Raw genomic sequence first — 22,069 nt, 5'->3', positions numbered from 1 at the left:
GTAAAGGCTTTGAAATTACAAATTAGCAAATGGCTCCAAAATTTAGGGATTGCTTGTAGTATAGCTTCGATATTAACACTTTTCTACCGTCTATCCGATTTTTCGTGGGTGACGAAAAGTGTTTATCATATACCAGTATTTTTTGTTTGTATCTTTTTAATCAGTATCATTATTGCAGATGATGTAAGAAACCTTTTTAAGAAATTATTTTGGTATGAAAAAAGAAAGGTCAAGCGTCCTATTTGGCAAGTTGGAATTGGCTTAATCTTCTTTTTGGCACAAATTAGTACAGTAATGGTATTTAATCAAGAGCTAACATATCCACAATTAGGCGGCATGCCGTTATTTCTTGTGTTTGCTTTTATGAATGCATTTATATTAACTGTCATCTATGAAGAAGTTTTTTATCGTACTTCAAATCAATAACAACTATTAAGAACTTTCATTTACAGGAGACTTGTCCTTGAATGAAAGTTTTTGCTTTTTAGTAATGGATGTAATACGTCTTATGCCTTGTTAATACGAAAATTATTAACATTTGTCAGTATTGCCCTTATTTAATCTGTAGTACAGTCAAGTTATTGAGAATAGTCAATGACTAAACTTGATAGGCAGATGCATACATACCATATTATATTTTTTAACCTAGTTTTAACCTTTAGTATGTATGATAAGCAAAGATTCATTTTAATAGGAGGTAATAAAGATGAAAAAGGTCGTGTTTGGAAGTGCTTTAGCAGTCGGATTATTATTTAGTGGGGCAGGGCAATCCTCTGCTAATAGCCTAATTCAACCAATTGATATTCAAGGCATGGATCTAGAATCAGCATTACAGGCAGTCCAATCACAGCGAGCACAGCTGTTAGAAAATCAGCTTAAGGATCAACTAGAGGATGTTCAACAACGAAATCAACAGCTAGCTGATTTGAATGCACAGCAAGGTCAAATGGATATGCTCCGTTTACAAAGCATGAATAGTAAACGAAATGAGGCTTTTGATGTAATGACTAATTTTGTAAAAAAAATGCAGGATAGTCGTTCATCTATTATAGGTAATATGCGTTAAGGAGTTAAAATATTTTAAACAAGTCAACCGCTGCGCGCGGTTGGCTTTTTTGAATGAATAGGAATGCTAAAGTAGCGGATAAAGTCTAAAAGTGGTGGATAAACCATTAAAAATAATGGATAACCTTGAGGGTGGACGCCTGCTTTTTTTACTTGAAATGTATTGTTATGATAAAGTAGAAGAAGAAGACAACGCAGGAGGATAAAATCATGACCAAGGAAAAATTACTATTATTGGACGGTAATAGTTTAGCGTATCGCGCGTTTTTTGCGTTGCCATTGCTAACGAATGATAGTGGCATTCATACTAATGCTGTATACGGCTTTACAACAATGCTACAAAGAATATTAGAGGAAGAACAGCCAACCAAAATATTGGTTGCTTTTGATGCTGGGAAAACAACATTCCGCCATGAAACCTTTACAGAATATAAAGGAGGACGTCAAAAGACACCACCAGAATTATCAGAGCAATTTCCTTATTTACGAAAGCTCATTGATGCGTATGGTATTAAGCAATATGAGCAGGAGTTATATGAAGCGGATGATATTATCGGAACGCTTGCTAAAGAGGCTTCGTCGCAGGATATGGATGTTATCATCGTTTCAGGAGACCGTGATTTAACTCAGCTGGCGACAGAGCAAGTAACCGTTTATATAACGAAAAAAGGTATTACGGAAATAGAGAAAAATACACCAGCCTTTATTGCGGAAAAGTATGGGTTAACGCCGCTTCAAATTATTGATATGAAAGGCTTGATGGGGGATTCCTCCGATAATATTCCTGGTGTACCAGGCGTCGGGGAAAAAACGGCTGTAAAATTATTAAAAGAGCATGGCTCCGTTGAATCACTTTATGAAGCAATGGATACATTGAAAGCTTCTAAAATGAAGGAAAAGCTTGTAGCTAATGAAGAGCAAGCCATCATGAGTAAGAAGCTGGCAACGATTTATACGGATGCTCCAATCACCATTTCACTGGCTGATCTTGAATATAATGGGCCAAAAGAAGATGAATTAATCAATGTGTGGCGTGAGCTTGGCTTTAAATCGCTGCTTGATAAAAGTGACTTTACAGTGCAAGAAGAAGAACAGGCGCCTCTCGATTATGACCTTGTCCAGGAAGTTCGACCTGAGGATTTAAAAGATGTGATGGCTGTGCATGTAGAGCTTGAAAACGAGCACTATCATACTTGTCAGCAGCTGGGAATTGCCTTATCAGATGGCGTAAAGACGCAATATATTCCATTTGATAAAGCAGCAAAATCAGATATTCTCCGTCGTTGGCTAGAAGATGCCACAAAAATAAAATATATATCCGATTCTAAGGCAGCTCAAGCATCATTAAAGCGAGCTGGGATTCAATTAGCTGGCGTTGACTTTGATTTGCTACTTGCCTCTTATATTAATAATCCAGCATTAAGTGGCGATGATATCGCAACACTTGCAAGGGAATTAGGCTACTATGATGTCCAAGCAGATGAAGCGGTATATGGAAAAGGTGCCAAGCGTGCAATACCTGATTTGGACCAACTTGCACAGCATGTTAGCCGTAAAGCTTTTGCAGTATGGTCATTACAGCCGAAACTGGAAGCCTTATTAAAGGAAAATGAACAATTCGATCTTTATAAAAACCTAGAGCTACCATTGGCAGGAATTTTAGGTGAAATGGAAAGCGAAGGGATTACGGTTAACCGCGCTACGTTAGAGAAAATGGGGCAAGAGCTTAATGATAAACTTGTAGTAATTGAGCAAGAAATTTATGCAGAAGCTGGAGAAACCTTTAATATTAATTCACCAAAACAATTAGGTGTGATTCTATTCGATAAGCTAGGGCTACCTGTGATTAAAAAGACTAAGACAGGCTATTCAACTGCTGCAGATGTCCTAGAAAAATTACAGTCAGAGCATGCTATCATCGAACATATTCTGTTGTATCGCCAACTTGGAAAATTACAATCCACATATATTGAAGGCTTACTAAAGGAGATTCATGTATCAGATAGTAAAGTGCATACGCGCTTCCAGCAAGCTTTAACTGCAACAGGGCGTTTAAGCTCAACAGATCCGAATTTACAAAACATCCCAATTCGTTTGGAGGAGGGCCGCAAAATTCGTCAAGCCTTTGTACCTTCAAAAGAGGATTGGATATTATTTTCTGCTGACTATTCGCAAATTGAATTACGTGTTCTTGCACATATGTCAGAAGATAAAAACCTTGTTGAGGCTTTCCGTGAAGGAATGGACGTTCATACACGTACAGCTATGGATGTATTTCATGTGTCAGAAGATGAGGTTGATAGTAATATGCGTCGCGCAGCGAAAGCTGTTAACTTTGGAATAGTCTACGGTATTAGTGATTATGGTCTATCACAAAACTTAGATATTACGCGTAAGGAAGCGGCTAATTTTATTGAAAAGTATTTCGCAAGTTTCCCTGGTGTAAAACAGTACATGGATGACATTGTACAAAATGCAAAATTTAATGGTTATGTGACAACGATATTAAATAGACGCCGTTATTTACCGGATATAACAAGCTCAAACTTTAATTTAAGAAGCTTTGCTGAGCGTACGGCGATGAATACGCCAATTCAAGGTAGTGCAGCTGATATCATTAAAAAGGCAATGATTGATATGGATGCTCGATTGAAAAAAGAAAAGATGCAGGCAAAACTGCTACTTCAAGTGCACGATGAGCTAATCTTTGAGGCACCAAAGGAAGAGATTGCCTTACTCGAAAAAATTGTACCTGAAGTCATGGAAAACGCTATTGAGCTTGCTGTACCGCTTAAAGTAGATTTTAACCATGGCTCAACTTGGTACGAGGCAAAATAAGGAGGGATTCAAATGCCTGAATTACCAGAGGTAGAGGGTGTCGTCCAGGCATTGAAGCCAACAGTTGAAGGACGTACCATTCAACAGGTTCAGCTTTCTGAACGAGTACATTTCTCTTTTAGTGAGGGTAAACAATGTATTGTCAAACAAGCAGCGCCTGATGCATTTGAAAGTACTTTGTCCCAGATGACCATTACCAAAATTGAACGAAGAGCAAAATATATTTTCTTTCATTTGCTGAAGGATGATGTTCCATATGTTCTTGTTAGTCACTTAGGGATGACAGGTGCTTGGTTTGTTGTGAATTCACCCGAAGAAATCAATGAGGCGAAATTTCAAAAGCATATCCATGCGACATTTGAAATGGCAGATGGGGGATACTTGATTTATTCAGATATTCGTCGATTCGGTGAACTTCGTTTTCTGACAAAAATTGAAGATCATGCACCATTGACAAAAATGGCACCAGAGCCATTTGATGAGCATGCATGTGATTTTTTTATAACAAAATCTAAGCTACCGAAATATGAAAATAAAGCCGTAAAAGAAGTAATTATGGATGGGCAAGTCATTTCGGGCTGTGGCAATATTTATGCAACAGAGGCATTGTTTGCTCAGAAAATTCACCCTGCACGCAAAATGAGCCGCATTAGTGAAAAGCGGAAGCGAGCATTATTTGAGGAGATTGTTGCTGTCCTACGTCAAAGCATTGAAGCGGGTGGTTCAACTATTTCTGATTATCGGAATATTAATGGGGAAGCAGGGAGTATGCAGAATCGATTAAAAATGTATGGGAAAAAGGTATGTCCAGCATGTGAAACGGCAACAAGTCAAATGACAATTGGAGGGCGTACCTCTGTCTATTGCCCAAATTGTCAACATTAAAGGGGATTTAGCAATGATTATCGGACTAACAGGAAGTATTGCAAGTGGAAAAAGTACAGTAGCTAAAATGATGAGCGAACTGGGTTTACCGATTGTTGATGCAGATGTTGTAGCACGAGATGTCGTAGAACCTGGAACTGAAACATTAGCATTGATTGCTGAAAGCTTCGGACAAGCTATCTTGCTTGAGGACGGCAATTTAAATCGAACTATGCTGGGAGATATCATATTTCATGAGCCTGCCAAACGCAAAACGTTAAATGATATCATACATCCAGCAATCAGAAAAGAAATGTTACGTCAGCGTGATGCTTATTTAGAAGCAGGACATGAACATGTTGTGATGGACATTCCTTTGTTATTTGAGAGTAAGCTTCAACATTTTGTGGAACGTATCATTGTGGTATCGGTCAGTGAAGAAGTTCAGCTTCGACGTTTAATGGAACGAAATAATTTATCTAAAGAAGATGCATTGGCACGTATGCACTCTCAACTGCCGATGTCTGTCAAAGAAAAGGGTGCACATGCGGTCATTTATAATAATGAAAATATAGAAAGTACAGAAGAACAATTAAAAAAAATCCTGCATTATTGGGATGTTATTTCATGAGTTCTTTTATAATGCGTAGCAAGCCGACCTTGCTACGCATTTTTTTATGGGGAAACGCCATAATAAAGAATAATTTTTCAGAAAATAAGAACTTTTATATTCTCAATATATAATGTTCATCTTTTTTGAAATTGTGTTATACTAATCACCATAAAGTATATAATTAATTAATCTGAGTATGTACTCACAGGAGGATATTATAAATGACAGTATCAATTGCTATTAATGGTTTCGGGCGTATCGGACGTATGGTTTTCCGCCAGGCTATCGTACAACAAGATTTAAACATCGTTGCAATTAACGCTAGCTATCCTGCAGAAACGTTAGCACATTTGATTAAGTATGACACAAATCACGGAACATTTGAAGGTACGGTAGAACCAGCAGGCGATGCTTTAGTTGTAAATGGTAAACGAGTTCAAATTATTAGTGAACGTGATCCTTTAAAATTACCTTGGTCTACAATGGGTGTAGATATCGTTATTGAAGCTACAGGAAAATTTAATGAGCGTGATAAAGCAGCGATGCACTTAGCAGCTGGCGCGAAAAAAGTAATTTTAACAGCACCAGGTAAAAACGAGGATGTCACAATTGTTTTAGGTGTAAATGATGACAAATTGGATATTGCGAAACATGATGTTATTTCAAATGCTTCTTGTACAACAAACTGCTTAGCGCCAGTAGCAAAAGTATTGAATGACACGTTTGGTATTGAGAATGGTTTAATGACAACAGTTCATGCTTATACAAATGACCAAAAGAACTTAGACAATCCGCATAAAGATCTACGTCGTGCACGTGGATGCGCCCAATCCATTATCCCAACATCTACAGGTGCAGCGAAAGCCTTAAAATTAGTGTTACCTGAATTAGAGGGTAAAATTCATGGTATGGCACTTCGTGTTCCAACACCAAACGTATCTTTAGTTGACCTTGTAGTAGATTTAAATACAGATGTAACAGTTGATGCAGTTAATGCAGCATTTGTAAAAGCGGCAACAGAAGGTCCGATGAAGGGTATCCTTAATTTCTCTGTTGAGCCATTAGTATCTTCTGATTACAATACAACAACTTATTCTTCAACAGTTGATGGACTTTCTACAATGGTGTTAGGCAACCGCAAAGTAAAAGTACTTGCTTGGTATGATAACGAGTGGGGCTACTCTGCACGCGTTGTTGACCTTGTGAAAAAAGTGGCAAATGCTTTAGAAACGGTAAACGCGTAATAATTTCTATAGATAGCACATTGAAATCGAAAAGGTTTCAATGTGCTCTTTTTTTACAGAAACTTTTCTTGTACTTCAGGTGCTTTAGATTTATCATGAGCCCACAAACGTGAATGCACTTTTCTTACATGTAGGAAATTTGTTATAATAGATATATTAAATTGTTGTAAACCAGGAGAGTAATTATATGAGATGTCCATCTTGCCAATTTAACGGAACGCGTGTTGTGGATTCGAGGCCAGTAGATGATAATAAAGAAATTCGTAGACGTCGTGAATGTGAGTCATGTGGCTTCCGTTTTACAACGTTTGAAAAAATTGAAGAGACACCATTAGTCGTTGTGAAAAAGGAAGGTTCACGAGAAGAGTTTAGCCGTGAGAAGGTACTTCGTGGGCTTATTCGTGCTTGTGAAAAACGCCCAGTGGCACTTGATGTGCTGGAGGAACTTGTTTTGTCCATTGAAAAAGATCTTCGTCGTATTGGAAATTCGGAAGTACGCTCAGAAGATGTTGGCGAAATGGTCATGGACCGCTTAGCCAAAATTGATGAGGTTGCCTATGTGCGTTTTGCGTCGGTCTACCGTCAGTTTAAAGATATCAATGTCTTTATTGAAGAAATAAAGGACATTATTCAACGTCAAACGGAGAAGAAATCATAGCAAACAGAGAGGATGAATGACGTTGATTCATTTATATAAGGAATTGCAGCCTGGCGATCCTTTCGACATTCGTCTACCTCATGCATTTTCTACACAAGAGCGTCAATTAGTTACATTATTTTATCAACCATTAACGGGATCAGAGCCAGTTAGCCTCTATTTAACATTATGGGCAGAAGCAGAGCAAATGCCAAAGCAGCAAATGACACATTATTATTTAATGAATGTGCTAGGGCTACCAATTGGTAAAGTGTTTGAGGCTCGTATTGCTTTAGAAGCTATTGGTTTGCTGCGTACATGGAAAAAAGAAAATGCTGGTGAGCGGAGTTTTTTATATGAGCTACAGCGCCCATTAGATGCAGATAGCTTTATGAAAGACCCGCTGCTGTCGATGTTTTTGTTTAGTAAAATTGGAGAGCAGGCTTATCGCAACTTACGTCAGCGCTTTATGTCACCTGTAAAGGACTCGGCGTTTAAGGATGTATCTCGTGCTTTTATTGATGTCTATAAGCCTGTTCATGCCAATATCCCATCAGATTTACAAGTGGATACGAGTCATAAGGATAAACAACAAAAAGTATATCCTTTTTATTTGGAGCAATTCGATTTTGATTTATTGCAAGCAGGTTTGTCTGAGCAATTGGTACCTTCCAATTTGTTGACATTTGAAGTGCGTGAAGCTATAGCCAAGTTGGCATTTTTATATCATTTAACAGCCCTTGATATGCAAAAAGTAGTCATACTTGCTTTAGATGATGATTTAGGAATTTCTCAGGAACGTTTACGAAAGGCTGCTGCTGATTTTTATAAATTAACCGTATCCAAGGAGCCGCCAAAACTTGCCCGTGTCACCGATCCTCTACCAGTAGCAGAAGCGGGACAAAAAACCAAGGATCAGGAACTTCAACACTATTTAGAAACAACGGCACCTGTCCAAGTTTTAAGAGATATAAATAATGGTAAAGAACCATTACAAACCTCAGTCCAACTTGCAGAAAATTTAATCGTTCAACATGGCATGCCAATTGGAGTGGTTAATGCATTGTTAGAATACGTTATGCTAACAACAGATATGAAGCTCCCTAAAAAATATGTGGAAACGATTGCTGATCATTGGGTACGAAAAAATGTCCAGACCGCTAAGGAAGCAATGGAACTTGCACGTCAAGAGCATGATAAATATACAGCTTGGAAAAACAAGCCGCAAACGTCCAATAAAACGACTCAACAGACTAAAGGACGTTCAAGATATCAACGTGAAGAAAAAGTGCCTGAATGGTTCTATAAACGAAATGACAATCAAGAGGAATCTACCTCTAGTACTATAGATTTTGAAAAAGAGCGACAAAAAATATTAGAGATGCTAGGAAAAAGCGAATAGTAAAGAAGGTGAGCAGTAATCGAACCTATAAATGGACCACTAAAGCGAGCAATTAATGTACCCTCGTTCCAAGAACGCTATGAAGCCATGCGACGTGAAATTTTAGAGCACCCGCATGTGCAGGAATTTTTAGCGCAGCATGCAGATGAATTAAACTATGACAATGTTGAGCGAAATTTACCTAAACTGCATGAGTTTATTAGTCAATCTACTGAGTGCTGTGGGTGTGATAATACCGAACATTGTACAAACTATTTAAAAGGATTCATCCCGACATTAAGGGTTGTTCGGAATTCTATTGAAATGGACTATGTGCGCTGTGAGCAAAAGATTAGGGAAGAAGAACGCCGAGATGTTGCGAATATGATTGCAAGTATGCATATGCCCAAAGATGTGCTACAAGCAACAATTCATGATTTAAGTATTGATGATGAATCACGTGTGGCGATTGCACAAAAAGCAGCTCAATTTGTTAAAATAACAAAAGAAACTGGTCAATTACCTGCAAAAGGTTTTTACCTATATGGTAAATTCGGTGTAGGGAAATCCTTTGTACTTGGGGCATTGGCCAATGAATTAGCCTCTATTAAAATCCGCTCTGTGGTAGTTTTCGTTCCAGAATTTTTACGAGAAATGAAAAATGCCATTGGCGATAATACATTGAATGAGAAAATTGATTATATTAAAAAGGCTCCTGTCTTAATGCTAGATGATTTAGGCGCGGAGACAATGACTGCCTGGACACGTGATGAAATTTTGGGGACTATTTTCCATTATCGGATGGCAGAACAATTGCCAACTTTTATTACGTCTAATTTTAACTATGAAGAATTAGAGCATCACTTAGCTCAGTCACAAAAAGGTGATATTGAGGTTGTTAAAGCGGGACGAATTATGGAGCGAATTAAAGCCCTAACAGTGCCGATCGAAATGCGAGGCAAAAATCGTCGGATGTAACATTGATAGTTGCATTTTTCGACAATCGAGCGTATACTGACTCATATACTTAATATCAATATGCATTGATGAGGACATGAATTTTGTGTATCAGCTTTTAGAGAGGGAAGTCATCGGCTGAAAACTTCCTAGTATGGGCACATTATTTACTACCTACTGAGCAGCGAAAGGGATAATCTTTCGCCGGTCCCTAGCCCGTTAGCTAGCCTTGAGCTTCGTCTGACTTTATGTAAGTCGGAAGGAAGAAGGGTGGAACCACGAGCATACGCTTCGTCCCTTTTGTGAGGGACGGAGCTTTTTTTATTTTTCTCAGATTTCATTGAAATAGTGGTGGCTCTGCTCATATAGGGAGATAAGTCGCTCGCGAAAGTGGTAAATTCGCTCATAGAGAGTAAGAAACCGCTCAGAAACATGAAGATGCCGCTCCGATTGAACAGAGAAATGCTTAAAAAAGCAATGACTCCGCTCAAACCAAGCCGTAGAGTCACACAAACATTGCTCCAGCCAATCATCAAGCATTATGTATTTATCAAAAACAAAGGAGTGCAAAGGATATGTCAGAAATGATTAAATTAACTTTCCCAGATGGCGCTGTAAAGGAATTTGCAAAAGGCACATCAACTGATGACGTAGCATTATCTATTAGCCCTGGCTTACGGAAAAAAGCGTATGCAGGTAAAATTAATGGTGTGTTAGTGGATTTAAAAACACCAATTGAAGAGGATGCAACAATTGCAATCATTACACAAGATGATGAGGCAGCACTTGAAATTTTACGTCACTCAACTGCCCATTTAACAGCGCAAGCTATTAAACGTCTATTCCCAGATGTAAAGCTTGGGATTGGTCCGGTAATTGAAGGTGGTTTCTACTATGATATCGACTCACCAACACCAATCACTGCTGAAGATCTACCAGCCATTGAAAAAGAAATGAAGAAAATTATTGCTGAAAACCTTGAGGTAGAACGCAAAAATGTAAGCCGTGCAGAAGCACAAGCCCTTTATGAAGAAATTGGCGATGAGTATAAATTAGAATTACTTGAAGCCATTCCTGCAGATGAGCAAGTATCTATTTATTATCAAGGCGAGTTTTTTGATCTTTGCCGTGGTATCCATGTACCATCTACGGGTAAACTTCGTGAATTCAAGCTTTTATCATTAGCGGGTGCTTACTGGAGAGGGAACTCTGATAACAAAATGTTACAACGTATTTATGGTACAGCGTTCTTCAAAAAAGAGGAATTAAAACACCACCTTCAAATGCTAGAAGAAGCAAAAGAACGTGATCACCGTAAAATCGGAAAAGAATTAGAACTGTTTACAACTTCCCAAAAAGTTGGCCAAGGTTTACCACTTTGGTTACCAAATGGTGCAACAATTCGTCGTGTTATTGAACGTTATATTGTCGATAAAGAATTATCACTTGGCTATAAGCACGTTTATACGCCAGTATTAGGTTCTAAAGAGCTTTATCAAACTTCTGGTCACTGGGATCATTATCAAGATTCAATTTTCCCACCAATGGAAATGGATAATGAAACATTAATTATGCGTCCAATGAACTGTCCTCACCATATGATGGTGTACAAAAACAGCATGCATTCATATCGTAACCTACCATTGCGTATTGCAGAGCTTGGCACAATGCACCGTTACGAAATGTCAGGGGCTGTTTCAGGCTTACAACGTGTTCGTGGGATGACATTAAATGATGCCCATATTTTTGTTCGCCCAGATCAAATTAAAGCGGAATTCCAAAAAGTAGTACAGTTAATTTTAGAGGTTTATAAAGATTTCGACCTTAATGATTACTCATTCCGTTTATCTTATCGCGACCCAGCAGATACTGAGAAATACTTCGATGATGATGCAATGTGGGAAAAAGCACAAAGTATGCTAAAAGAAGCAATGGATGAACTTGGCTTAGACTACTTTGAAGCGGAAGGTGAGGCTGCATTCTATGGTCCTAAACTTGACGTTCAAGTAAAAACAGCGATTGGGAAAGAAGAGACTTTATCTACAGTTCAATTAGACTTCTTATTACCAGAACGCTTCGACCTAACTTATGTTGGGGAAGATGGTAAGCCTCATCGTCCAGTTGTTATCCACCGTGGTGTTGTATCAACAATGGAACGTTTTGTTGCCTTCTTAATTGAAGAATACAAAGGAGCATTCCCAACTTGGTTAGCACCGGTACAAGTTGAAGTTATTCCAGTATCGAATGAAGCTCACTTCGACTATGCAAAGCAAATTGAAGAGCAACTTACAGCGGCTGGTTTACGTGTGGAAATGGATGATCGTGAAGAGAAATTAGGCTATAAAATCCGTGAGGCACAAATGAAAAAGATTCCTTATATGCTTGTTATCGGGGATAAAGAAGTTGAGGCAAATGGCGTAAATGTGCGACGTTATGGCTCGAAAGATTCCGAAACAATTAGCTTTGAGGATTTCCTAGCAGCTATAAAAACAGAAATTACAAAATAAGCTTTAACTAGAAACCCTCGCTTGCCAAAGTGAGGGTTTCTGTATAAAATAAATCTTGCATTTGTATAGAATAGCTTCCTTTTGGTTATGTTAGCACTGATAAGAAAATAAATATTTGACAGCTTATCATATACATGCTAATATAATTAAGGTTAATGAATACAAAGTTTGTGGTTGAAGTAGAGGCTGCCCGCTTCTCACCTGATACAACGCTTTAAAGGCTGTGAACAGGTATGACACGTTGAATTGTTTTGCGTAGACTTGCGCATGCACATATAGCGGGCGGACATCTTCAAAAATGTCCGTCCTTTTTTTATGGACATGACGAGAGGATGTACCGTTCAACCGGGCAAGGCTTTGCCCAAACCATGTATTCGCGACAACTACTTGGAGGTGGATTACTATTAGCAAAGACATGTATGTAAACGAAGGCATTCGCGCACGTGAACTTCGATTAATCGATCACAATGGTGACCAGCTTGGTGTAAAGACACGTAATGAAGCGCTAGAAATCGCCGCTCGTGTAAACTTGGATCTTGTCCTTGTGGCCCCTCAAGCCAAGCCGCCAGTCGCTCGTATCATGGACTATGGTAAATTTAAGTTTGAACAGCAAAAGAAAGACCGTGAAATTCGTAAAAATCAAAAGGTCATCGTAATGAAAGAGGTTCGTTTGAGCCCAACAATCGATGAGCATGATTTCCAAACGAAGTTACGTAATGCGATTAAATTCCTTGAAAAAGGCGATAAAGTAAAATGTAGCCTACGTTTCAAAGGTCGTGCGATCACACACAAAGAGATTGGTCAACGTGTGTTAGATCGTTTTGCTGAAGCTTGTGCTGAAGTATCAACGGTAGAACAAAAACCGAAGATGGAAGGCCGAAGCATGTTCTTAGTTCTTCAACCAAAGAACGAGAAATAATATTAGACGAACAGTTTAGGAGGAATTCGACATGCCAAAAATGAAAACTCACCGTGGAGCTGCGAAACGTTTCAAAAAAACGGGTTCAGGTAAATTAAAATACGACCGTGCTTATGGAAGCCACTTATTCGCAAACAAATCTACGAAACAAAAACGTCACCTACGTAAAGCGAACATCGTATCATCTGGTGACTTCAAACGCATCAAATCTTTACTTGTTTACATGAAATAATTGACTACAAAAAAATACTAACATTCATTTTTTAATGAAAAGCAGGAGGTAATTCATATGCCACGCGTAAAAGGCGGAACAGTGACGCGCAAACGTCGTAAAAAAGTATTGAAATTAGCTAAAGGTTACTATGGTTCAAAACATACATTATACAAAGTTGCTAACCAAGCAGTAATGAAATCAGGTCAATATGCATACCGTGACCGTCGTCAGAAAAAACGTGATTTCCGTAAATTATGGATCACTCGTATCAACGCAGCTGCTCGTATGAACGGTCTTTCTTATAGCCGTTTAATGCACGGTTTAAAAGTTGCAGGTATCGAAGTTAACCGTAAAATGTTAGCTGACCTTGCAGTAACTGATGCTACAGCATTCACTCAATTAGCAGACGCTGCTAAAAAAGCAGTAGCTAAATAATAGCTGACAACATTCACTATTATTTCTGCACCGAAAGCGTAGCGACAGGTGCAAAATATCATAAGTGCAATAAAAAGACTGATGGGTTTTTCCATCAGTCTTTTTTGTGTTAGATTAATAGTATCACGGTTTTAAAGGAGTAAGAAATGGGACAAGCATTATTAGCTTATATGAACATTGTATCAATTGTATTGCTCATATTAATGGGGATGGATAAATCACGCGCAAAGAATCATGAATGGCGTATAGCAGAGCGTACATTATTTACACTAGCCATAGCAGGAGGGGCAGCTGGGGGTGTATTGGGTATGTATTTATTCCGCCACAAAACACGTCATAATCGTTTTGCATTTGGTTTTCCCCTACTTGCAGCCATACAAATTTTTATCATTGTGCAGCTCTGGACATAAATGAGAATAATTAAAACACATCCTCATGATGGGGATGTGTTTCGCATAAGCTGTTCAATGGGCTGCTTCCAATTGATTTTGGCGCTTGGATAGTTCAATAATATTTCTTGCTGCAAATATTCAAAGTCGCTTTTGCTGAAGCCTTGTAATGTTGCAGCATCGCGCGCACCGACGAAAATGGTTACAACCTCAAATGCATCCTCTGTTGTGCCTAGGTATTTTTCACCTTCAAAAAGAGCACCTTTATAGGAAATAAAGAAATTTTTTCGGACATTTTTAACGTCATCATAGAAATAATACTGGCCTTTTTCATAGGCTTCATCAAGTTTGCGTTTAGGATCAGTTATATAACGAATCGCTTTGTAAAATACATAGATAATAAGCGCTATTACAGCAAGTCGAATTAGTAACGGCAACATGTTTAAATTTCCCCCTTGAAGAAAGGTTATTCTTTCCTATACGATTAGAAGGGTCAAATAGTTTCACTTTTTATAAAAAATTTTTTAGAAATTTAGGAGAAAAAAATGAATTTACAACAATTGTTTACCATGCAAAAAGAGCTTGATGATTTTATCGAGCAAACACAAAATATTCAGCAAGATGTGTTTCAGGAAAAGGGCTTAGCCTTACTAGTGGAACTAGCTGAGCTTGCTAATGAAACACGTTGCTTTAAATTTTGGAGCACAAAGGGACCATCAGCACGTGAAGTCATTTTAGAAGAATATGTAGATTCGATTCATTTTATCTTATCTCTTGGCTTATTAAAGGGCTATACATCGATTGAAATGTGGCCTTTCGTAGAAGAAAACAAAGATTTAACAGCTACTTTTTTAGAAATACAAAGTGTTATTTTAGCATTTATTCATCAACCTACAGAGGAGCGTTATTTAGCTATTTGGCAATACTATGGATTATTAGCGTATAATCTCGGTTTTACATTTGAGGATGTAGTTGGTGCTTATCTTGAAAAAAATCAAGAAAATTATCATCGGCAGCGTTCAGGTTATTAAATTAAGAAATACACCAATTTTCAGACGATTAAGCTAGGAATATTTCGGTAAACGAAGTATAATAAAATAGATACAAGAAGTAGGAGGCAAAAGGATGACACAACTAGATCCAACATTACAAATGTTTAAAGATTTAACAGATGCGAATGGTATCGCAGGTAATGAACGTGCACCGCGTGAGGTCATGAAAAAATACATTGCACCATATGCAGATACTGTAGAAACAGATAACTTAGGTAGTGTCATTGCTAAAAAAGTTGGCGATGAAAACGGTCCTAAAATTGTTGTAGCAGGACATTTAGATGAAGTAGGCTTCATGGTTACACAAATTGATGACAAAGGCTTTATCAAATTCCAAACAGTGGGTGGCTGGTGGAGCCAAGTTATGCTTGCACAGCGTGTAACGATTACTACACGTAAGGGCGATGAAGTGATTGGGGTTATTGGTTCAAAGCCACCTCATATTTTACCTGCGGATGTACGTAATAAGGTAGTAGACATTAAAGATATGTTTATTGATATTGGTGCAGCTTCTAAAGATGAAGTACTTGAGTGGGGCGTACGTCCTGGCGATATGGTAACACCGTACTTTGAATTTAATGTAATGAAAAATGATAAGTATCTATTAGCTAAAGCTTGGGATAACCGTATCGGCTGTGCAATCGCGATTGATGTTATGAAAGCGTTACAAAATGAAAAGCACCCTAATATTCTTTATTCTGTAGGGAATGTACAAGAAGAAGTTGGACTTCGCGGTGCAAAAACTGCTACACATAAAATCCAACCAGATATTGGATTTGCAGTGGACGTAGGTGTAGCAGGAGATACTCCTGGAGTTACAGCAAAAGAATCAACGAGTAAGATGGGTGCAGGCCCTCAAATCGTTGTGTATGATGCATCTATGGTTTCACATCGTGGCTTACGTGAATTCGTATTAGATGTAGCAGATGAGCACAATATTCCATATCAATTTGAAGCGATGGCTGGCGGTGGTACAGATGCTGGCTCCATCCACGTAACAGCAAATGGTGTACCAGCACTATCAATCGGTATTGCAACACGCTATATTCATTCACATGCAGGTATCCTACATCGTGATGATTATGATAATGCCGTTAAATTAATGGTAGAAGTCATTAAAAAATTAGACCGTGATGCAGTCAATAAAATTACTTTTGACTGATACTGCTAAATAGATATAGCATGATTTTGCCTTCTAACAAAATGTTAGGAGGCTTTTTTACTCATTCCAAGACAATTAGACTTGTTAATATGAATAGTTAATTATAAACACAAGTCCCATTCTTCTTAGTGAGTAAGACTCTTATAGAAATCAAAATATAGAGAAGTATTAATTTGTAGGTTAATGGAAAATATCTGCAAGTAAATTGATTGTTGCTGTGCTGAGCAACAGCCCATGTTAAGTTAGCTTATGACAAGAATCATTGCTAGCTTCTAGAAGCGTTTAACAAGCATAGAACTATTAAGAATGAGTAAAGGTTGACAGGTTTCAAGCTATGTATAGGAGCTACAAGTAGTTCTTGTGAAGAATAGGGTATTCCCGTTTATACCATTTCAAGAAACACCCCATTTTCGCTATAAAGAATTTTGCAAGAGCTGTAGAATATTTTTCCCCATTTCAAGAGGGTTTGTTGCTAGTATAGAGGATCGATAATTGGATAGAATCACGACACCTGTTTGCTGTTTTTTATTAAATCCTAGATAACTAGAGAAGCCTTTCGTTGATCCGTTATGCCAAATAATATCGTCTTCAAGTACCCATCCTAATCCGATGCTTACATCTTTTGAAATAGTATGAGTAGCTTGATGTGTTAATAGATAGCCTGAATTTTGATTGCCAATGTGTATTTTTAAAAATTTTAATAAATCATCAACAGTGGATCGTATAGCGCCAGCTGCCATAAATTCATTCATTTCAAGTGGGGGCTTGTTATGTCCCCGAACAGAATATCCCTTCAATACGGTATTTTCTTTAGAGGGGGGGATAGAAATAAAGGTATTCGTTAAATTTAAAGGTTCTACGATTCTACGAGTAATGGCTGTTTCAAAGTCAGTGTGAAGTTCATTTGCTAATAAATATCCTAAAAGGCCCATTCCTACATTAGAATATCTAAACTTAACTTTAGGCTCCTGGGTATGGGTTTTAAAATACTGTATTGCCTCATTCAATGAGTAGGGACAAAAGGGATCACGAGGTGTTTGGCTATCAAAAAGATTATAGATGTTCTTCAGTACATCAATTCCCGGTAGACCAGATGTGTGATTTGCCAAATGCCTCAAAGTTACAGGGTGATTATCGGGAATTTCAGAAAAGTATTTGGCGATAGAATCTTCTATCTTCACGATTCCTTCTTGAATCATTTCCCCAAACATGGATGTTGTTAAAACTTTAGAGATTGACCCAATTTCATAGACATAGGGTTTTTTATCATATGTGACATTTGAGCCGTTGAATATAAAAGCAGCATCTAGATTACGACAAATAACACCAATGGATAGGATTACATTCGGACGAGTCTTTACGTAAGGATAAGCAATTTTAAAAATATCCTTTTTTAAATCATTTAAATCCACAAATATTCCTCCTTTTCAATCTCTAATTTTTTTGATCGCTAGAGACGATAGCATGGAGTTTCGTGTATATTTCTTTTAATTGCAGTAAATCCTCTTTAGAGAGCTGTGAATAGTATTTATTGATAATGGCTAGTTCAATTTCTTCCTGTTTTTGAAAATAATAAAAGCCCCGCGTATCTAACTCGATGATGATCTCTCTACGGTCCTTTTTATTTATGGTTCTTTTTATAAAGCTCTCCTGTTCTAATCTTCCTACTAATTGACTTACAGCACTAGCAGATGTCCCCATCAACTTTGCTAATTCGAAGGTTTGCAAAGGGCCATGTGTTTGAAGAAGACTTAAAAATAGTGCCTGCTTTGTAGTTAATGTTTCATCTAATAGGGTGGAGAATTCTTCTGTTAGCATCACATTTGTTTCATATTCTACTTGGTTCAGCTCTTTGACCAGCTGTATCAGCTCTTTTTCCATTTTTTCACCGCCTCAATAGTTAATGCATATTAATTATAAAGATATATAAAATATAATGCAATTATTTAAGAATATGAATGTTTAGTAAAAAAGAAAACATGTATAAATATTCGATTTGACGAATTTTTGACACATTTAATAACAAATGAATAATAATTAAGATTAATTATAAAAATTCAGTTGATTTTATATTTATGCATGTTATACTAATTTCAACAGCAACGATATAAGGAGCGAAGGCTATGAAATTACTCGAAGAAGTACAGTTAAAGTTAGTGTCTAGTTTAAAGGGAAAAGATTTACTAACTTTGCTAGACTATACAAGTCAAGAGGTCCAGGATCTTATTGAATTAGCAACACAGCTTAAGATGATTACAAAAGAGGGGAAATGTCCAAGATTACTAGAAGGTAAAACGCTTGGCATGATTTTCGAAAAACATTCAACTCGTACACGTATTTCATTTGAAGTTGGTATGAATCAATTAGGTGGAAAAAGCATGTTTATGCATGCGCGTGATTTGCAAATTGGTCGTGGTGAATCAATTTACGATACAGCGCATGTATTATCTGGCTATTTAGATGGCATTATGATTCGCGCAAACTCTCACAAAATGGTCAAAGAGCTTGCAGAGCATGCAGCAATCCCTGTCATCAATGGATTAACGGATATTTATCATCCTTGCCAGGCATTAGCTGATTTAGAGACGATTGCAGAAAATAAAGGCATGTTAAAAGGACTTAAAATTGCCTATGTAGGTGATGGCAACAATGTAGCACACTCACTCGTAGTAGCTTCAGCACACGTTGGCATGAATGTAGCTGTTGCGACACCTGTAGGGTATGAATGTGATGGGGAAGTCATCGCTAAAGCACAGGCCATTGCGGCAGCAAATGGCAGTACGATTATGATCACGAATGATCCTGTTGAAGCAGTATTAAATGCAGATGTCGTCTATGCTGATGTTTGGACATCTATGGGTCAAGAGGAAGAAACAGCAAAACGTTTACAAGATTTTGCTGGCTATCAAATTAATGATGAGCTAGTAGCCTATGCAAAACCAAATTATATGTTCTTACATTGCTTACCAGCACATCGTGAGGAAGAGGTTGCGACTTCAGTTATTGACGGACCTAATTCTTACATCTTTGAGCAAGCCGAAAATAGATTGCATGCTCAAAAAGCTGTATTAGCATCGATTTTAGCTTAAATTGAGACATATGCTTTCTCGAGTTGAGAAGTACGATAGATAGAGTTTACATGGACAACAGAGGGTGTTCATGTGAATAACATAAAAGTGGTAGGCAGACAGAGGGATGTTCACCACGTGCGATGTTTGTTGTCAAGATGGATGGCTACATCGCTACATAGTAAAGTAACCTGGGAGACGCTGGGTTACTTTTTTTCTTTGTCAAAAATATAAAACATAGTTTTCTTATAAGTTATAGAGAATATAAGGAATTATTTATATAATAGGTTAAATAAGTAATGAAGGAGTGAACTCCTCGTGAATATAGACCATATCGAGGCATTTTTATATGTTGTCCATTACAAAAGTATCCATAAAGCAGCCAATGCATTATTTCTTTCACAGCCGACTGTAACTGCACGTATTAAATCATTAGAACGAGAGCTAGGTGTTGAGTTATTTTACCGAGATGGAAGGAGTGTGAGCGTATCAGAGAAAGGGAAAGATTTTTTACCATTTGCCACGCAAATTGTGCAAACATTTCAGCAAGGAAAGAAGCAATTAGAAGAAACGCAGGAGACCGATGAGGTATGTATTGGTGCAAACGGTGTAACAGCCCAGTATTTTTTAGCCTATGCATTGCCTAAATGGAAAGAGCAATTTCCTTATTTGCGTTTTCAATTATTTACAGGTTCCACAACAAATATTTTAGAAAAGCTACAAAGCCATCAAATTCATCTAGGCTTTATTCAATATGTGCATGGGGATGACATTGAGAACGAGCTTTTATTGAACAATACAGTGAAACTTGTCAAACACCGTGATCACCCATTACAACTAAATGAACTTATTCAAGCAAAAGAATTAGCTCAACAGAAAATGGTGTTTTTTGAATGTGGCGCGTTTGATTGGAATTATGTGCATAAAATGTTCGAGGTAGAGGGAGTAGCAGCCAATATTGAGGTACGAACAGATCATTTAGAAGTTGCCAAAGAGTTTATTCGGACAAAAGACTATCTAAGCTTTTTACCACATCTATGCATTAAAAAGGAACTGGAAAGCGGTGAATTTGTGGAGATAGACGTTAAGCATTTGCTGGATATGAATCAACATATATTTTTAACCTATAAAGAGAAAGAGACGTTGCCATCTGCCTTTTGGCAGACAATTTGTGAAACAGCTAAGCATTTTGAAAGCATAGGAGACACGTATTGATAAAAAATTTTATCACCACATAAAATTTTTTCTATTACTGTACCTATTGCATATCGTCTAAAGGAACGGTAATATCATTCTCAATCCAACAAAACATACTTAACCACTATGTTTAGTAAAATAAAGATTGAGGAGGAATTGACATGGCTAGACAGGATAAAATTCGATTTGGAGCAATTATTCATGGGGTAGGAGGAAATATTTCTGGTTGGCGTCATCCAAAGGTGGCGAGCAATCAAAGTGTAAGCTTACCTTTCTATATTCAGCAGGCTCAGAAAGCAGAGCAGGGAAAATTTGATGTAGCATTTATTGCGGATGGTTTATTTATTAACGAAAAATCCATCCCTCATTTTTTAAATCGATTTGAACCTATTACAATCTTATCGGCTTTAGCAGTAGCGACGAAAAACATTGGTTTAGTTGGAACAGTCTCAACTTCCTATAGCGAACCATTTACAGTAGCACGCCAATTCGCTTCATTAGATCATATTAGTGCTGGGCGTGCTGGATGGAATGTTGTAACGACACCATTAGAAAGTACTGCTTTGAACTATAACAAAACAATCGACCAACATCCTAGCCATGCAGAACGCTATCTCATTGCGGAAGAATACTTAGAGGTTGTCAAAGGCTTATGGGACTCGTGGGATGATGATGCGTTTATTGCAGATGTCAACAAAGATCAATTTTTTGATCCAGAAAAATTACACACATTACATCATAAAGGGCGATATTTTTCAGTCCAAGGACCACTCAATATTGGTCGAACAAAGCAAGGCCAGCCCGTTATTTTCCAGGCTGGGTCGTCTGATGCGGGCATTCGATTAGCTGCAAAAGATGCAGATGCCATTTTCACACATGGGGCATCTATTGAAGAGGCACAGAAATTTTACTCGAGAGTAAAAAAAGAGGTGGCAACATTTGGACGAAATCCCGAAGAAGTAAAGATTTTTCCAGGTATATCACCAATTATTGGCGATACGGTGGAGGAAGCAGAGGCGAAATATCAAGAAATTGTTGAGTTAGTTTCCATAGACCGTGCTCTTGCTTATCTTGGACGTTACTTCGACCATCATGATTTTACCCAATACGATGTGGATGCACCGTTTCCTGATCTAGGGGATATTGGAGCCAATAGCTTTAGAAGCACAACCGATTATATTAAACGTTATGCTAAGCAGGAGGGTCTGACATTACGTCAAGTCGCTTTACGCGAGGCGACACCAAAAACAGCCTTTTTTGGGACAGCTGAGCAAGTAGCAGATCTTGTACAAGAATGGTTTGAAAAGGAAGCAGCAGATGGTTTTATTATTGGCGTGACAGTACCTGGTGCTCTTGAAGATTTTGTTGATAAAGTAGTGCCAATTTTACAAGCAAGAGGGCTATATCGTAAAGATTATGAGGCAGATACTTTGCGTGGGAATTTAGGTTTACCATTCAAGGAAAGTCGCTATGTTAAACAGTCTGTCTAAAAACCTAGTAAATTTATTTGAATAAAAGAAATTAGGA

Annotated in this window: 22 protein-coding genes; 19 read left to right on the top strand and 3 right to left on the bottom strand. The window is 37.7% G+C overall.

The genetic code is table 11. The features are described from left to right. The first annotated feature begins 9 nt into the window (after positions 1–9). The 14 genes from HXV90_RS16695 to HXV90_RS16630 all read left to right on the top strand — a co-directional run bounded on the left by HXV90_RS16695 (position 10) and on the right by HXV90_RS16630 (position 14,084). Complete coding sequence (locus HXV90_RS16695; protein WP_048393595.1) at positions 10–426, top strand: hypothetical protein; 417 nt, start codon at positions 10–12, stop codon at positions 424–426. Positions 427–706: 280 nt separating this feature from the next. Beyond that, the gene (locus HXV90_RS16690; RefSeq protein WP_048393597.1) at positions 707–1,066 is read left to right on the top strand and encodes a hypothetical protein; all 360 of its coding nucleotides are present in this window, start codon (positions 707–709) and stop codon (positions 1,064–1,066) included. Between the two features lie 209 nt (positions 1,067–1,275). After that, a complete protein-coding gene (gene polA / locus HXV90_RS16685; protein WP_269897635.1) occupies positions 1,276–3,903 on the top strand; it encodes a DNA polymerase I in 2,628 nt (875 codons plus the stop codon). A 12-nt stretch (positions 3,904–3,915) separates the two neighbouring features. Continuing rightward, entirely contained in the window at positions 3,916–4,788 is an 873-nt protein-coding gene (gene mutM, locus HXV90_RS16680; protein WP_048393602.1) for a bifunctional DNA-formamidopyrimidine glycosylase/DNA-(apurinic or apyrimidinic site) lyase, read from the top strand. A gap of 13 nt (positions 4,789–4,801) precedes the next feature. After that, positions 4,802–5,398 carry a dephospho-CoA kinase gene (gene coaE, locus HXV90_RS16675; protein ID WP_048393604.1) on the top strand — a complete coding sequence of 199 codons (597 nt, stop codon included), beginning with the start codon at positions 4,802–4,804 and terminating at the stop codon, positions 5,396–5,398. Positions 5,399–5,601: 203 nt separating this feature from the next. Continuing rightward, entirely contained in the window at positions 5,602–6,624 is a 1,023-nt protein-coding gene (locus tag HXV90_RS16670; RefSeq protein ID WP_004226274.1) for a glyceraldehyde-3-phosphate dehydrogenase, read from the top strand. 187 nt (positions 6,625–6,811) lie between these two features. Continuing rightward, the gene (gene nrdR, locus HXV90_RS16665) at positions 6,812–7,282 is read left to right on the top strand and encodes a transcriptional regulator NrdR (protein ID WP_004226277.1); all 471 of its coding nucleotides are present in this window, start codon (positions 6,812–6,814) and stop codon (positions 7,280–7,282) included. A gap of 16 nt (positions 7,283–7,298) precedes the next feature. Next, on the top strand, positions 7,299–8,663 hold the full coding sequence (locus HXV90_RS16660; protein ID WP_269897634.1) for a replication initiation and membrane attachment family protein: 1,365 nt from the start codon (positions 7,299–7,301) through the stop codon (positions 8,661–8,663). A gap of 51 nt (positions 8,664–8,714) precedes the next feature. Continuing rightward, a complete protein-coding gene (dnaI, locus tag HXV90_RS16655; protein ID WP_231595667.1) occupies positions 8,715–9,620 on the top strand; it encodes a primosomal protein DnaI in 906 nt (301 codons plus the stop codon). A 554-nt stretch (positions 9,621–10,174) separates the two neighbouring features. Further along, on the top strand, positions 10,175–12,106 hold the full coding sequence (thrS, locus tag HXV90_RS16650; protein WP_048393612.1) for a threonine--tRNA ligase: 1,932 nt from the start codon (positions 10,175–10,177) through the stop codon (positions 12,104–12,106). Between the two features lie 415 nt (positions 12,107–12,521). Further along, positions 12,522–13,025 (top strand): translation initiation factor IF-3, encoded by a 504-nt coding sequence (gene infC / locus HXV90_RS16645; RefSeq protein WP_016994853.1) that lies wholly within the window; start codon positions 12,522–12,524, stop codon positions 13,023–13,025. Positions 13,026–13,056: 31 nt separating this feature from the next. After that, a complete protein-coding gene (rpmI, locus tag HXV90_RS16640; RefSeq protein WP_004226312.1) occupies positions 13,057–13,257 on the top strand; it encodes a 50S ribosomal protein L35 in 201 nt (66 codons plus the stop codon). A 57-nt stretch (positions 13,258–13,314) separates the two neighbouring features. Continuing rightward, positions 13,315–13,674 (top strand): 50S ribosomal protein L20, encoded by a 360-nt coding sequence (gene rplT / locus HXV90_RS16635; RefSeq protein ID WP_025114500.1) that lies wholly within the window; start codon positions 13,315–13,317, stop codon positions 13,672–13,674. Positions 13,675–13,820: 146 nt separating this feature from the next. Continuing rightward, complete coding sequence (locus HXV90_RS16630) at positions 13,821–14,084, top strand: DUF1294 domain-containing protein (RefSeq protein ID WP_269897633.1); 264 nt, start codon at positions 13,821–13,823, stop codon at positions 14,082–14,084. Positions 14,085–14,107: 23 nt separating this feature from the next. On the opposite strand, the gene HXV90_RS16625 is transcribed toward HXV90_RS16630, so the two are convergent. Then, positions 14,108–14,503: a hypothetical protein gene (locus HXV90_RS16625; protein ID WP_004226335.1), complete on the bottom strand. Its 396-nt coding sequence runs from the start codon at positions 14,501–14,503 to the stop codon at positions 14,108–14,110. Positions 14,504–14,608: 105 nt separating this feature from the next. Between HXV90_RS16625 and HXV90_RS16620 the strand changes: the two genes are divergently transcribed. Together HXV90_RS16620 and HXV90_RS16615 are read left to right on the top strand one after the other, a co-directional pair. Continuing rightward, positions 14,609–15,094 carry a dUTP diphosphatase gene (locus tag HXV90_RS16620; RefSeq protein WP_269897632.1) on the top strand — a complete coding sequence of 162 codons (486 nt, stop codon included), beginning with the start codon at positions 14,609–14,611 and terminating at the stop codon, positions 15,092–15,094. 94 nt (positions 15,095–15,188) lie between these two features. Continuing rightward, positions 15,189–16,277: a M42 family metallopeptidase gene (locus HXV90_RS16615; protein WP_016994857.1), complete on the top strand. Its 1,089-nt coding sequence runs from the start codon at positions 15,189–15,191 to the stop codon at positions 16,275–16,277. A 413-nt stretch (positions 16,278–16,690) separates the two neighbouring features. Here the strand turns inward: HXV90_RS16615 and HXV90_RS16610 are convergent, their stop codons facing one another. Both HXV90_RS16610 and HXV90_RS16605 read right to left on the bottom strand, forming a co-directional pair. Next, complete coding sequence (locus HXV90_RS16610; protein ID WP_112116323.1) at positions 16,691–17,689, bottom strand: serine hydrolase domain-containing protein; 999 nt, start codon at positions 17,687–17,689, stop codon at positions 16,691–16,693. A gap of 22 nt (positions 17,690–17,711) precedes the next feature. Further along, a complete protein-coding gene (locus tag HXV90_RS16605; RefSeq protein WP_257960575.1) occupies positions 17,712–18,158 on the bottom strand; it encodes a MarR family winged helix-turn-helix transcriptional regulator in 447 nt (148 codons plus the stop codon). A gap of 242 nt (positions 18,159–18,400) precedes the next feature. Between HXV90_RS16605 and argF the strand changes: the two genes are divergently transcribed. From argF to HXV90_RS16590, 3 genes are all read left to right on the top strand, one after another. Continuing rightward, complete coding sequence (argF, locus tag HXV90_RS16600; protein WP_048393624.1) at positions 18,401–19,366, top strand: ornithine carbamoyltransferase; 966 nt, start codon at positions 18,401–18,403, stop codon at positions 19,364–19,366. 297 nt (positions 19,367–19,663) lie between these two features. Further along, on the top strand, positions 19,664–20,560 hold the full coding sequence (locus tag HXV90_RS16595) for a LysR family transcriptional regulator (protein ID WP_048393626.1): 897 nt from the start codon (positions 19,664–19,666) through the stop codon (positions 20,558–20,560). Positions 20,561–20,703: 143 nt separating this feature from the next. Then, positions 20,704–22,032, top strand: a complete 1,329-nt coding sequence (locus HXV90_RS16590) for an LLM class flavin-dependent oxidoreductase (protein WP_054549964.1) — start codon at positions 20,704–20,706, stop codon at positions 22,030–22,032. Positions 22,033–22,069 lie beyond the last annotated feature (37 nt).

It is taken from the genome of Lysinibacillus sp. JK80 (genome assembly GCF_027557635.1).
GTDB lineage: Bacteria > Bacillota > Bacilli > Bacillales_A > Planococcaceae > Lysinibacillus > Lysinibacillus capsici.
Note: the sequence above shows the minus strand (reverse complement) of the source record. Positions and strands in the feature narration are given on the sequence as shown.

Bases quoted from the DNA above. Each gene is read 5' to 3' on its own strand.
- HXV90_RS16625 (WP_004226335.1), bottom strand. From the start codon at position 14,503: ATGTTGCCGTTACTAATTCGACTTGCTGTAATAGCGCTTATTATCTAT.
- HXV90_RS16630 (WP_269897633.1), top strand. From the start codon at position 13,821: ATGGGACAAGCATTATTAGCTTATATGAACATTGTATCAATTGTATTG.
- infC (WP_016994853.1), top strand. From the start codon at position 12,522: ATGTATGTAAACGAAGGCATTCGCGCACGTGAACTTCGATTAATCGAT.
- thrS (WP_048393612.1), top strand. From the start codon at position 10,175: ATGTCAGAAATGATTAAATTAACTTTCCCAGATGGCGCTGTAAAGGAA.
- HXV90_RS16660 (WP_269897634.1), top strand. From the start codon at position 7,299: ATGACGTTGATTCATTTATATAAGGAATTGCAGCCTGGCGATCCTTTC.
- rpmI (WP_004226312.1), top strand. From the start codon at position 13,057: ATGCCAAAAATGAAAACTCACCGTGGAGCTGCGAAACGTTTCAAAAAA.
- HXV90_RS16590 (WP_054549964.1), top strand. From the start codon at position 20,704: ATGGCTAGACAGGATAAAATTCGATTTGGAGCAATTATTCATGGGGTA.
- polA (WP_269897635.1), top strand. From the start codon at position 1,276: ATGACCAAGGAAAAATTACTATTATTGGACGGTAATAGTTTAGCGTAT.
- nrdR (WP_004226277.1), top strand. From the start codon at position 6,812: ATGAGATGTCCATCTTGCCAATTTAACGGAACGCGTGTTGTGGATTCG.
- HXV90_RS16615 (WP_016994857.1), top strand. From the start codon at position 15,189: ATGACACAACTAGATCCAACATTACAAATGTTTAAAGATTTAACAGAT.
- coaE (WP_048393604.1), top strand. From the start codon at position 4,802: ATGATTATCGGACTAACAGGAAGTATTGCAAGTGGAAAAAGTACAGTA.
- HXV90_RS16670 (WP_004226274.1), top strand. From the start codon at position 5,602: ATGACAGTATCAATTGCTATTAATGGTTTCGGGCGTATCGGACGTATG.
- argF (WP_048393624.1), top strand. From the start codon at position 18,401: ATGAAATTACTCGAAGAAGTACAGTTAAAGTTAGTGTCTAGTTTAAAG.
- HXV90_RS16620 (WP_269897632.1), top strand. From the start codon at position 14,609: ATGAATTTACAACAATTGTTTACCATGCAAAAAGAGCTTGATGATTTT.
- HXV90_RS16690 (WP_048393597.1), top strand. From the start codon at position 707: ATGAAAAAGGTCGTGTTTGGAAGTGCTTTAGCAGTCGGATTATTATTT.
- rplT (WP_025114500.1), top strand. From the start codon at position 13,315: ATGCCACGCGTAAAAGGCGGAACAGTGACGCGCAAACGTCGTAAAAAA.
- HXV90_RS16605 (WP_257960575.1), bottom strand. From the start codon at position 18,158: ATGGAAAAAGAGCTGATACAGCTGGTCAAAGAGCTGAACCAAGTAGAA.
- mutM (WP_048393602.1), top strand. From the start codon at position 3,916: ATGCCTGAATTACCAGAGGTAGAGGGTGTCGTCCAGGCATTGAAGCCA.